This is a genomic window from Pseudomonas sp. A, from assembly GCF_056270345.1.
Map to the genome: position 1 here is coordinate 5,114,256 of NZ_CM149873.1, position 13,801 is coordinate 5,128,056.

General features: G+C 65.0%; 2 protein-coding genes. Both read right to left on the reverse strand.

Features of this window, described 5'->3' with window-relative positions; translation table 11 throughout:
- Window positions 1-38: 38 nt before the first annotated feature.
- The gene (locus tag AC0MAZ_RS22780; RefSeq protein ID WP_232857788.1) at window positions 39-431 is read right to left on the reverse strand and encodes an SMI1/KNR4 family protein; all 393 of its coding nucleotides are present in this window, start codon (window positions 429-431) and stop codon (window positions 39-41) included.
- Window positions 432-450: 19 nt separating this feature from the next.
- Window positions 451-13,797: a hemagglutinin repeat-containing protein gene (locus tag AC0MAZ_RS22785; RefSeq protein WP_475859259.1), complete on the reverse strand. Its 13,347-nt coding sequence runs from the start codon at window positions 13,795-13,797 to the stop codon at window positions 451-453.
- Window positions 13,798-13,801 lie beyond the last annotated feature (4 nt).

Genomic DNA, 13,801 nt, shown 5'->3' on the forward strand with positions numbered 1-13,801 from the left:
ACCGCCTGGTGATTCCCGGCCCTTGCAGTTCACACGGACTACAAGTCACCCAACAGTTCGCGTATGAACTCGGAGAAACTGTCCGCCACCTGATGGGCCTCACGGCTCACCGGGTCGATATCGACAACCACCCAGCCATTGTTCGTATCGAACCCTGAGCAGTAACCCTGCAGGTCATCGCCGAACAGCAGGATGCCTTCCAGGGCGTTGTCCCCATCCTCATCGTAGACCTGGTCAGGCGTGAGCAGGCCTTCGTACAACATATAGGCCGCCTCACCCACTTCCCCCCATCCAAGCTCCCTGATGAACGCCAGGTAATCGGCCGGCACCTGCGAATGGGGGCCAGCCAGCGCCGAGAGCACCTGCGCTTCGGCGGTCGTCAGTTTGGAAAGGGGGCCGGACACCTTGTCCGGCTGCAGATCGTCATACATTCCCATTCACCCTGCCCTCTTATCGTGATGTGAAGATTTCCCTGCCCACGCTGTCTTTCCCATGGATGCCACCTTGATGCTGGTCGGGGAAGCGTGCCGGGTGCATGTTCCACCATTCGTTAGGTCCACCGAACCCACTTTCGATGATGTGGTGCGCATCGTAGGGCTGTCCGGCCTTGCGTACCACCTTTGTTCCATCCTTGCTCATCACGTTCTCGGTGTAGCGGGGCCACGTCTGGCCTGTCTTGGTTTCCCACTGGCCGATCAGCTCGTCCTTGACCTTGTTGAACTCGCGTCGGTGTTTTTGGGTTTCCTTGGGCGTGAGCTTGGTGTAGTTCTTTTCGCGCAAGGCATTTGCCAGGTTGTCGCGTTGCTCGGCGGTGACCTTGAGGCCCGTGTGCGCCTCCAGCTCATTGAGATAACGCCGTGCCTGGCTGGAAAGCTGGGTGAACGCCGATGTCGGCCCCTTGGGCGGCACATCGCCGGCAGGCGGCTCGTGCGGCTTGCGGGTGTCCGGCACATCCAGGTGAGATCCCGGCCCATTGCTCCCTTCATGGTGGGTGCCGCCCTTGCGTCCTGGTATGGCGCCCATGATCACGCTGGTGATCAACTTGCCACCGCCAATCAGGAAGTCGCCACCTTCCTTCTTGTCGAGGTCGTCCTCTCCCTCCATGCGCTCGGCAATGTATTTGCCAACCTTCGCCACGGCCTCCTCGACCTTGGCATTGAAGTCCTTGCCCAGCTCCGTCTGGTCGATCACCTGGCTGACAGCCAACTGGATGACAGCCTTGGGGCCTTGCAGCATGGCAAGTGCCACGGTGACCGCCTCGGCCCCATCCGGATGCGCGTCCAGGTACTCGTTGATGGTCGAGACATAGGTCAGCGTCCATTGGACGCTGTCGCGCTCCGCCGTGACATGTGTCGTGTCTAGCTGCAGAGCCCCCAGATTTCGCTCAAGCTCGCGGGTGAAATCCTGCGACTGCTCGAACACATGCTCAAGGTTGTTGAGCTGCTGCAATACCTGGGTCTGGAAGTCTTCCTTGCCCATCAAGGCCATGGCATCGCGTGGCGACATCCCTGCCAGGATCAGCGACTCGAGGGTGTTTTCCGCCAGCGCCCGGCCCGCGACCGCAACAGCGCCGCTGTCCATTGGCCGCCCGGTCATGCGCTGGTAACGATTGACCAGGGCGTTGAGGGCATTGCCGGCCTGTTCGAAGTTCTTCAGCGCCGTCTTGTCGTAGTCGAGCAGCCCATCGCTCCATTTCTGCAGCGTCTCCTTGGGATTCAGCACATCGTGCAGCGAGCTGTCGGTCACATAGAGATCGGTGCGCGACTCCTTGTCCCGCGTGATTTCGTAGGCTTTGTCGAGGTCACGGTTCAGCCCGACTGTGGAGTCCTGGCCGGTCTCGGCGTCCTTGCGCACAGTGATATCACCTGCACCCACGGTGGCGCGGACGGTCTGCTCGCGGTCCTTTTCATACTCCCAGCCACTGACGCTCCAGCTGGTCTGGTTCTTCGAACCCTTCTCGCCGTTGCCCGCGTCTGCGGTGACCTTGCCGTTGGAAGGGTCCTGCTCGGCACTGGCCGACCCCTTCTTCCAGCTGCCACCCACGTTCAGGTAGTAACCGTGCTCCTTGTCCTTGCCGGCAATGTCGCTGAAGCCCAGGGTGCCGGTATCGAGCTTGAGATTGCCGTTGTCGGCGGCGATCAGCGCACCGTCGAGCTGGGTGTGGTTCTCGGTGCGGATATCGACCTTGTCACGCCCGGTGATGCGCGTCTGGTCCTCGACCCACTCGGTCTTGCCGGTGGTCTTGCCATAGCCGACCGAGCCACTGACACCGGCGCCCGGGCCCACGGTGACGGTGGCATTGATGTCGAACTCCTTGCCCTTGACCTTGCCGGTGTCGATGGCCGAGGCCACGTTGAGGTCGCCACCGACACGGCCGATCACTTCGTCGCCGCGTACCTGGGCACCCTTGATGTTGGTGTCCTTGCCACTGGTGAACTTCAGCTGGTCACCGGCATACACATAGGCTTGCTGATGACGCTGGGTTTCACGCTCCAGGTCGCCCTTGCCCATGTTGACGCTGGCGTAGACGCCCACACCTTCCGAGCCGAAGGTCAGGCCGACCTCGCCACCGCCGCTATGACGGTTCTGCTCTTGCTGGCTGTCGTTCTTGGCAGCGACGATGTTCAGCTCATTGCCGGCATTCAACTCCACATCGCGGCCGGCCTTGACCTGGCTGCCCACGATGTTCAGGTCATTGCTGGCGTCGAGCTTGATGTTGCCGCCGGCCTCCAGCTGCGAAGGCGTGGAGGTGCCCTGCTGGCCATCGGCACTGGCAGTGCCATGGCTGCCGCCGATGCCGACCTTGAAGCCGCCACTGGTACCACCATGCACGCCACCCCAGCTCTGCGACTGGTTGCTTTCCTGGCTGCTGCTGCCCTTGGCGACATCGATGTTGATATCCCGGCCTTTGATATCGATGTCTCGCCCGGCCTGGACCTTGCTGCCCTTGATATTGACGTCGTTGCCGGCCTGCATCTTCACATCGTTGCCGGCCTCCAGCGTCGAAGACCGATTGCTCTGCTCCACGCTTTGCTGGCTGCTGGTCTGCTTGCTGGTACCGATCTTGCCGTCTCCGGTGGGGCCGGAGAAGAACTGGCCGATGGCGTCCACGGTCTGCAAGGTGCTGGAACCCTTGCTGACGCCATCCTCGCCCTTGCCGGTATTGCTTATCGCATCCTTGGTACTGCCGGCGTTGTGTTTGATCGAGCCACTGACCCCCTGGCTCTCATACTCGCGTTCCTGCTCCTGGATACGCGTGTCACGGCCGGCATCGATATTGATGTCTCGTCCGGCGCCAAGGCTGATATCGTGCCCTGCCAGCAAGTCCGAACCGGTCTGGTTGATATCACGCCCGGCATTGATATCCAGGTCCTTGCCAGCCTGGATGCGACTGCCGGCAGCCAACTGCTCGCGCAGGCGGTCCTTGGCTTTCTCTTTTTCAACGCCTGCGAAGAAATTGGTACCGTTGTCGTCGGTGTCCGAATGCAGCCCGACGCTGCTCGACTTGGACCACTGCGTATCGTCACGCTGGTTCTGCGCCGCAGTGATATTCACGTCACGCCCGGCGTTCAGGCTGACATTGCGTCCGGCATTGATCCCGCTACCGAGCACGTTGATATCGCGTTCCGCCTCCAGGGTAGCGTCGCGCACGGCGACCACCTGGCTGCCGACACTGGTGCTGCTGCGCGCTTCATGCCCGGAGGTCTTTGCCGACGCAATCGACACCGAGGGGATCGAGACGTTTTGCACGCCCGGCAGCATCAGCGCTGTCGGCGACAGCATGTCCTTGGCCGAAAGCGACAGCTTGAGCTTCTGTTTGTACTCCTCGCTGCGGCTATAGGCGGTGTCGTTGGCCGATACCAGGTTGACATCGCCCTCGTCATCCACCAACCCGGCGCGCAGTTCCACATCGTTGCCGGCATTGGCCTTGCTCGCGCGCAGGCGCACGTCGCTCCCCGCCGCCAGGACAATGTCGTTGCCGGCATCGAGCTCGCTGCCCACCTGGGTGGCGCTGGTCTTGAGCTGGCTCTTGCCGCTCTTCGACAGGCCGAGGAAGCCGGACTTGGTCTTCTTGCTGAACTCGCCATGCTCTTCGACGCCGGACAGCACCGCCACATCGCCCGTCGCGCCAATCATGAGGTCGCCGCCGGCCTTGAGCTGGCTGCCGATCACCGTGACATCGCGGCCGCCATCCAGGGAGATGCCGCCATAGTCCTGCTTGCTGACGTTGACGGTGAGATCACCACCGGCCTCGATCACCGAGGCGACGTTGGTGCTGTGGTAGCTCTCCTTCTGGTTCGAACTCTTGCGACCGAACGAACCCTTGCTCTTCTTGAGGTAGTAGGACGCACTTTCGTCCTGGGCGGAAGCGATGGTCAGGTCGCGCTCGACGTCGATGTCGACATCGCCCTTGCCCTTGACCTGGCTGGCGACGATGGCCATGTCCTGGCCGGCAGACAGCGACACGTCACCACCGGCCTTGACCGTGGTCGAGACCTGGGTGACCTGGTCCTTGGACTGGGTGACCTTCTTGCTGCGGCTGAAGCTGTGGGCTTCGTTGGCGGCGGAGGTCAGGTTCAGGTCTTCGCCCGCGGCCAGGGACAGGTTGCGGCCCGCATCGATCTGGCTGGCCACCGCGGTGAGATCACGGCCCGCGCCAATGCTCAGGTCGCGACCGGCGGTAACCGTCGCGCCATGCTGCTGCACGGTGTTGTTGCGCTGGCGGTTGCTGTAGAAGCCTTCGCGCTCCTCGACCGACAGCAGGCTGACATCGCGCCCGGCGTTGAGGGACAGGTCGCCGCCACTCTGGATCACACTGGCGACGTTGTTGATGTCCTGGCCCGCCTTGAGGCTGAGGCTGTTCCCGGCTTCGATACGGGCGGCGTTATCCAGGTAGTCCTTGTGCTGGCTGGTGCCGCCGAAGTTGGTGACGGCGCGCACCTGGTCGCGCTGGTTGAGGATGTCCCCATTGACCGCGGTCAGGCTCACGTCGCGCCCGGTGATGATGGCGCCGGCGCTGTTGCTCAGGTTGTTGCCGGCCAGCAGTTCCAGGCGCTCTCCGGCCTGGACCAGGCCGGTGTTGACCAGGTTGTTGCCAGCGGTGGCAGACAGGTTGCGGCTGGCCTGCAAGGTCCCGACGTTGGTCAGGTTCTCGCCGGCGATCAGTTCCACGTCCTGGCCGGCGATCAACGCGCCGTTGGGGGCAAGGCGATTGTTGGCCTGGGCCAGGTAAAGCACCGGCACCAGGACTTCCTCGCCGTTGACCTGGTGTTTTTCCATCCACACGATGTCATGGGTCAGCGCCGCCACCTGGGAAGCCGTCAGGCCCACGCCCAGGCTGAGCTGCAGTTGGTCCTTGCTGCGCAGGGCATTGTCCATCAGGTACTTGAACAACTGCTCGCCGGAGGTCTGGCCATCGATGAACTGCTGGCCAGTACGGGCCACCACCGCCTGCTGGATCAGACGTTGCTCGTAGAGGCCATCGCCCAGGCGCTTCCAGCTCTGGTCCGGATCGTAGCCCAGGTTGCCGAGCAGGTAGTCGGAGCTCATGAACTGCTTGAGGTCGGTCAGGACCGGGTTGGTCTCGATCAGGTACTTGTGTGGCTTGCTGGTGTATTGGCTGTCCGGCATACGGGTGACACCCGCAATGTCGGGACGTGAGTTGCTCCACGGGTTGCCGTTGGTACCGGGATGGCGCGGCACAGGGGTGGCGTCAACCGGCGCACCGCCCGGTGCGTAGACACCGATGGCACTTGCGTTGCCGCCCACGGCACCGCCCTGGTGGGCGATGCGGTCGATGTCCTGATGGCTCTGGCTCCCCGCACTGGCGTCCATGGCCTGCAGCGCGCCGGGCTGACCGCCTGGTGCCAGCGCCTGGCGGCCCTGGTTCGAAACCTCGGCAGTTCCCAGTGTCCAACCCTGCGGCGAGGCACCCGCGGTACTGCCCCCCTGGCCACTCAGGCGGAACAGTCCGTTCTGGCCGGTGGGCAAGGTGAAGCCGCCCAAAGCCAGGGGGTTGACCTGTTGTTGCGCCAGGTCAGGGGGAAGCTGGGCGTGAATACGGATAACCGTGTTACCGGCAGCGCCCGGCAGCTTGGGGTCAAACGCCTTGCCTGCCGGACCACTGACCGTCAGCCCTTCCTGGATGACGCTGTTGATCACGTCTCTGGTGGCATTGATGCTTACCCGGCCACCCGCCTGTACCACAGCATTCGCGGCACCGACCTGAGTGCCGTGCTCGATGGTACGCTGGTCGTAGAACGTGACGCCTTGAATCTGCGCGGGCAGCGGCGCTCTCGCATTCGGGTTGTATGCCGGCGCAATGTTCAGCGCACTGAGCGAGAAGCCGTCGAACCAGCTCTTCCAACCGATGACCGCGATGGTGTTGAAGTTCGCGGTACCGCCAAGCCGGGTGTAGGGCGTGATGCGTGACTCGTTCCAGTTGGCATCCCACATGCGCAATGTGCCAACGAGATGTCTGTCGCCGTTACTGTTGGCCCTTGTGTATTGCGGGTCATTGGCTGCGTTGTAGCGCATCACCGCAGCAAAATACGGCATGGCGTACTTGACCTTGTCCACGCCTGACAGGGTGAACGACTTCAATACCGAATAGGTGCCCAGTGCCTCGCCCTTGTTGAGGAAGTTCTGCACATTGACCGTGATATCACGCTGTGCGGTGATCACCGAAGCCGAGTTCTCCAGCCGCCCCCCGAGCACGAACAGGTCGCGGCCAGCACGGATGGCGCCGGCGGGCGAGTCGATCTCGACCTTCTTCTCGTAGTACTCCTCAAGCACCATATGACCGCCGCCCGGACCGGTCTGACGCATGCCGATCGAGCTCCAGGTCGGGGCCCCCGTGGTCTTGAAGATTTCCTTGCGGTTCTCGATCGTCTGCGCATTCAGGCGCATGTCCCCGGCACTTTCCAGGCTGCCGGAGATGTTCTCCACCTTGCTCGCCAGCCCACCTGCGGCATTGCCCGCCACCGTCAGCCCAGCCAGGCTGTAGACGTCGCCATAGAAGTTGGTCAGGGTCCCGGTGTACAGCTGCATGTCCCCGCCACTGAACAACAGGCTGCGATCGTTGCGCAGGCTGCCGGTGGTCACGCGCACCAGCTGGTTGCCTCCCAGGGTCCCCAGGTTGTTCAGGCTGCCGGCATTGACCAGCAGATCACCTGCCGCACTCAGCCGCCCCTGGTTGGTCAGCAGGCCCGCCACGTTGACCGTGGTGTTGCCCACGCCGGTGATGCTGGCGTTGCCACCCAGGCTCATCTGCGCCGCGCTCACGCCCAGCGTACCCAGGCTGTTCACCCGCCCATTGGCGCTGCTGTAAGTGCCCCCCAGGTTCAGGCTGAGATCACCGTCACTGGCAATCAGGCCATCGTTGCTCCAGTTGCCGCCGTTGCCCACCAGGCTGTCGAATGCCAGCAACTGGCCGCCGGCGGTCTGGGTGAGGTTGTTGACGTTGACCGTCAGGCGCCCGGCCTGGATCACGCTGGCGTTGGTCCAGCTGTCGGCGGTCAGGGTCAGACCGCCACGGGTGATCAGATTGCCGCCAGCGCGGGTCAGGTTGAGCGTATCGATGTCGAACACGCCCTTGCCCGCATGCAGCACCTTGCCGCCGACGTTCTGCAACACGCCGACGCCGAGCGTCAGGTCGGTATTACCGACTTCCACCAGCCCGGTGCGGTTGTCGAACAGGCCGCCAATGGCGAACTGGCTCTTGCCTGTGCTGCCCACGGCACGCAACTGGCCACCCTGGTTATCCAGGCTGGCGGCAGTGATGGCGAAAGTACTCGCGCTTTCGACGATGCCGCCACGGTTGTCCAGCGCGCCGCTCAGCCCGATGTCGATACGCTGGCCGACCATTTCGCCGCGCGCGTCGCCACCGTTGAGCAGGCTGGCGCCGTTGACCTTGAGCAGGCCGCTGGCGGAGATGCCGCCGTCGCGGTTATCCAGCTGCCCGGTGCGGATCAGTGCATCACCACCCAACGCCGCGATGCGCCCGCCGTGGTTGTCCAGACTGGCGCTCTGCACATCGAGGCCCAGTGCCTGGAGAACGCCGCGCTGGCCATTGGCGTCGCTGCCGTTACGCAACACACCGGTGGTGCGCACGCCCAGCGACTGCTTGAGGCTGGCAAGGATGCCGCCGCGGTTGTCGAGGGTATCGGCGGTCACGCTCAGCGCGCCGTCCTGGGCGATCAGCTTGCCGCCCTGGTTGTCGAGCACGCCGTTGGCCTGCACGCTGATCGCGCCCTTGGCCTGCACGGTGCCCTTGGCATTGTTCAGGCTTGCCGCCTGCAGGCCTACCTCACCCTGCTGGCTGTAGATCAGGCCATCGCTCGTGTTGCTGAGCGCCCCGCTGCTGTTGAGCACGAGCGCGCCATTGGCGGCCAGGGTGCCGCGCTGGCTGTTGTCGATGCCGCCGGCCAGCACCTTGAGCAGGCCCTGGCTGGCGATCTGGCCAGCCTGATTGTCGACCAGGCCGGCGCGCTGGATCAGCAGGTCCTTGCCGGCGAACAGCGTGCCCTTGCGGTTGAGCAGGTCGGCGAGCAGATCGAGGGTCAGGGCGCCCTGGGCGGCGAGGTTGCCGTCGTTGTTGTTCAGGCTCGCGGCGTTCAGGCCCAGGTCCTGGCGGGTGGCCACGCGACCGCCGTGGTTGTCGAGGGAACCTGCGCTGATGACCAGCTTTTCACCGGCATCGATCAGGCCGCCTTCATGGTTATCCAGTGCCCCCGTGATGGTCAGCTGCTGGCCGCTGCCGCTGGACAGGATGCCCTTGGCGCTGTTGTCCAGGCTGTCGGCCTTGACGTCCAGCCGCTGCTGGGCGACCAGCGCGCCGCCGTCACTGTTGCGCAGGGCGCCGGCCACGGTCGCCTGCACGGCGCCGGAACGGCTCGACAGGGTGCCTTGCTGGCGGTTGTCCAGGCTCTGGCCGGTAACGGTCAGCCCCTGCCAGCCCGAAACCAGGCCGTTGCGGTTGTCGATGGCGCCGCTGGTGATGGCCAGGGTCTGTTCGCTGATCAGCTTGCCGTCACGGTTGTCCAGCTCGCTGACGTCCAGGCGCAGGGCCTGGGCGGTGGAGATCTCGCCGCCCTGGTTGGTGAGCTTGGCCAGGTTGGCGAGGGTCAGTGGGCCGGCGGTGGTGATCAGGCCGGCACCGTTGTCCAGGTCGGCGCCGAGCAGGTCCAGTGCAAGGCTGCTGCCGAGCAGTTTGCCGCCGTGGTTGTCCACGCCTTTGCTGGTGAGTGTGAGTGCGTCCTTGGCTTCGATGCGGCCACCGTCGCGGTTGCTCAGCACGCCGGCATGAACCTCCAGCGACTGGCCACCGATCAGGCCCTTGAGGTTGTCCAGGCGCTGGCTGATCTGCAGCAGCAGGCGCTGGTCACTGAGCAAACGGCCATTGCCGTTGTCCAGTTGCTCGGCGGCGACGGTGAACGCTTGCGCGCTGGAAATCTCGCCACCCTGGTTGGCCACGGTCTTGAGGTTGTTCAGCAGCAGCGACGGGGCGTTGATCAGGCCGCCACGGTTGTCCAGGTGGCCATGGCCCAGGTCGAGGTTCACCGAAGTGTCGCTGAACAGCTTGCCGCCCTGCTGGTCGAGGCCAGTAACCGTCGCGCTGAGTGCTTCGCGGCTGCCCACGCGGCCGCCGTCGCGGTTGTCCAGCTGGCCGGCGTGCAGGTCGAGGGTGCGGTTGCTGCTGACACTGCCCTGGCGGCTGTTGTCCAGGTGGCCGGTGGTAATGGCCAGCGCGCCCTTGCTGGCAATAACGCCCTTGTCGGTGTTTTCCAGGCTGGCGCTGGCCAGGGTGATGTCACCGTCGCTCAGCAACTCGCCACCCTTGTTGAGCAGCGCGCCTGCCGTGGTCAGCTTCAAGCTGCCGGCGCTATCCAGTTTGCCAGTGCTGTTGTCCAAGCTTTGCGCAGCCATCACCAGCTGGCCCTCGGCGCTGATCAGGCCGAGGCGGTTGAGCGCCGCGCCGGTCAAGGTCAGGGTCATGTCCCGCTGGCTGGTCAGGCGGCCACCGTCGTTGTCCAGGGTCAGACCGGTCAGGGTCAGGCCGGTCTGGGCCTCGATACGTGCCTTGTTGCGATTGAGCAGTGCCTGCAGTGCGAGGGTCATGCCCGTGCCGGCCACCAGCAGGCCGCCGTCGCTGTTGTCCAGCGAGGTGCCGGTGACCGCGACAGCGGCCTTGCCGGTGATCTCGCCGCCACGGTTGTCGATCCGATCGACGTCCAGGGTCAGGGCGCCGTTGCTGCCGAGCAGCCCTGACTCACGGTTGTCCAGCTCGCCACCCTTGATCCGCAACTGCTCCAGGCTGACCAGCGAACCCGCAGTGTTGAGCAGTGTGGCGGCCTCGATCTCGCCGCGGCCCTTGCCGGAGATCTTGCCCTTGCTGTTGTCCAGGGTCTTGGCGTCGAGCTTCAGCGAGGTGTCGCCTACCAATGTGCCCTGGCGATTGTCCAGGCGATCATCAATAGCCACGACCAGGCTGGAGCGGCTGCTGACTTCACCTTCGCGGTTGTCCAGGCTGGCGGCACGCAGGTCCAGGCCCTTGGCCGAGACCAGCCCCTTGGTATTGTCCAGTGCCTGGGCGATACGCACCGTCAACGCCTGGTCGCTGATCAGCTTGCCCTGGCGGTTGTCCAGCGTCGTGGTGACGAGGGTGAAACCTTGCGGGCTGGAAATCTCGCCCTTCTGGTTGTCGACGCTGCCGAGGTTATTCAGCACCAGTAGCGGAGCCTTGATCAGGCCATGGTTGACCAACGCGCCCTGGCCCAGGTCTAGGGTGATCGAGGCCTTGCTCAGCAGACGCCCGGCCTGCTGGTCGAAGCCCGTGGCGGTCAGCTGCATGGCGCCATCGCTGTCGATGCGGCTATCGCTGCCGGCATTGTTGACCTGGCCGGCCTTGATGGTCAGGCGGTCGTTGCCGACCACGTGCCCGCTGTCGCGGTTGTCCAGCGTGCCGGTGGCGATATCCATGGCCCCCTGGGCGCCGATCTCGCCGGCACGGTTGTCCAGGCTGGCGCTGCGCAGGTCGAGGGTGCCGTCGGCGGTGATCGAACCGCGCTGGTTGTCTACCTTGCCAGTGGTGGCCAGGATGAGCTTGCCGGCGCTGCTCAGCTCGGCGTCGCTGTTGTCGAGGCTGGCGGCGCCGATATCGAGGTCACCCTCGCTGGTCAGCAGCCCCTTGCCGTTGTCGAGCGCCTGGCCCAGGCGCAGGCGCGCGCCCTGCTCGGCGGAAACACGCCCGTCGCGGTTGTCCAGGGTCTGGCCGTCGAGGGTCAGTTGGCCCTTGCCGCGCAGCAGGCCCTGGGCCTGGTTGATGACCTCGGCCACCGTCAGCGACAGGTCGGTGTCGGCCAGGACCTGGCCACCGGTGTTGTCCAGGTGCTGGCCGGTCAGGCTGAGCGCCTTGGCCGCGGACAGCTCGCCGCCACGGTTGTCGACGTTGCCCACGGTCAGGCGCATGCCCTGCCCGGCGCCCAGCACGGCGCCCTGGCGGTTGACCAGCGAATTGCCCTTGAGGGTCAGCTTGCCGTCGGCGGACAGCTTGCCGCCGAGCTGTTCCAGGCGCGTGACCTGCCCATCGAGATCACCACCGCTGGTCAGGCTGCCGCCGCTGTTGTCCAGGTGCGCAGCGACCAGATCCAGGTTGCCCTTAGCGCCGAAGATACCAATTTGGTTGAGCAGCTCGGTGCCATTGAAGCGCACCCCAGCCTGGCCACTGACCAGGCCCTGGTCACGGTTGTCGAGCTGGTCGAGGGTCAGCGTCATCGCGCCATCGCCCTCGATCTTGCCGCCACGGTTGTCCCAGCGCTGGCCTTGCAGGGTCAGCAAGTCCTTGCCAACCAGTCGCCCGCCGCGGTTGTCCAGCTGGCCGGCCTCGATGTGCGTCGCGCCAGTACCACTGAGTAAGCCTTTGTCCTGGTTGTCGAGCACGCCGCTGACCTTGGCGGTCAGCGTGCCATCGCTGAGCAGCTTGCCCTGCTCGCGGTTGTCGAGGCTGGCGGCGTTCAGCGTCAGTGCCGTACCCGAGGCCAACACGCCTTTGCGGTTATCCAGAGCTTGGCCGACGGTCAGCGTCAGCGCCTGATCGGCACTGAGCCTGCCGCCACGGTTGTCGAGGCTGGCGGCGCGCAGCTGGCTGGCACCGGCGCTGGAGATCTCACCGTGCTGGTTGTCGATATCCTCGCCACTGACCAGCTCCAGGCCGGCACTGCTGGACACCACGCCACGCAGGTTGTTCAGCGTCAGGGCATGGATCTCCATGCCAGCACCAGAAACCACGCCATCGACATTGAGCAGCGCCTGGTCGAGATGCACGGTCAGCGCATCGAAACTGGACAACTCACCGGCCTGGTTGTCGAGGTGCGCCCAGGTGGCGTTCAGCGCCCCTTGGCTGGTGATCTGGCCACGGTCGCTGTTGAGCAGTTGCCCACCGGCCAGGGTCATGCGCCCGTCCGCGACAACCTTGCCCTGCTGGCGGTTGTCCAGCGTTGCCGCGTTGATGTCGACATGGCGCCCGGCGCTGAGGCTGCCGCCCTGGTTATCCAGGCGACCGCCCGTGGTCAGCGTCAGGTCACCGCTGGCGATCAGGCGCTGGTTGCGGTTGTCCACGGCACCGGCGTTGATCTTCAGGTCGGCGTCGGCCGCGCGGCTGCCATCGGCCTGGATGCCGGCCTGGATGCCCCCAAGGTTGCTCAGTTGGCCTGACGCGTCCAGTTGCACCGAACCTGCCGCGGTCAGCCCCTGACGGTTGACCAGGTCACCACGGCTTTCCACCTGCAGTTGCTTGCCGGCATGCACCGGCCCCTGGGTTTCGATACCGGTCGCCCGGATGCGCACATCGCCCCCGGCGCTGGCCTGGGCCATGCTCAGCTGGCCATTGGCATCGAGCTGGATATCGCCACCGCTGGCGATCATCCGCCCGTCGAGGCGCACACCGACACCGGCCTCGGTGCCGACCAGCCTGACCGCGCCGGCATACATGCCGCCCAGTGCGCTGGAGTCGATCGCCAGGCTCGGCTTGGCGCTGCCGTCGTCAGCACGCGCAGTGGCCGCCAGGGTGCGGGCATCGACATCGTTGCGCCCGGCGACGATGGCCAGGTTGCGGGCCTGGATCTCGGCATTGATCTTGGTGCTGCGGGCAATCAGCTCGAAGCTGTCGATGTTGCTGGCATTGATCCCCGCGCCTTCGATGGCGATGTGGCCCTGGTCGACCTGGTAACGGGTCAGTTGGCCGTTCTCGATCACCGGCTTGCCGGTGCTCAGCGTGGCCTGTGGCGTATTGATGAAACCGCAGCCATCGCAGGTGATGCCGTGGGGGTTGGCGACGATGACATGCGCCGCATGCCCCGCGACCTCGGTGTAGCCACGCAGCTGGCTGGCGTTGGCGCCGTTGACCTCGTTGAGGATGACATTGGCCGCCGCCCCCTGCAGGTTCGGGTTGCCAAGGATGATCCCGCCCAGCTGGGTGGCCTGGGTGCGCTCGGTGGCGTTGTTGAGGATCAGCCCCTGCTGGCCGACGTTGTAGTCGCTGAACTGGTTGTGCGACAGCCCGCTGCCATTGGGCGCGGCGATGTTGACGATCGGCACGCCATTGCCCGCCTGGTCCAGCCGGGTGCCCGGCCCGCTGACCACCACGCCTTCGGCGGCCTGCGCCCAGAATGGCTGCCAGAACATGGCGTTGGCCAGCAGGAACGCCAGGCCCCGCTTGGGCAACCCGCAGAAACGCTCACGAGGCTGAATGGCGGCCGAGCGTTGGCGGGCCAGGAAGGCGAACAGGCGGACGTCCATGTCA

Bases quoted from the DNA above. Each gene is read 5' to 3' on its own strand.
- AC0MAZ_RS22780 (WP_232857788.1), bottom strand. From the start codon at position 431: ATGTATGACGATCTGCAGCCGGACAAGGTGTCCGGCCCCCTTTCCAAA.
- AC0MAZ_RS22785 (WP_475859259.1), bottom strand. From the start codon at position 13,797: ATGGACGTCCGCCTGTTCGCCTTCCTGGCCCGCCAACGCTCGGCCGCC.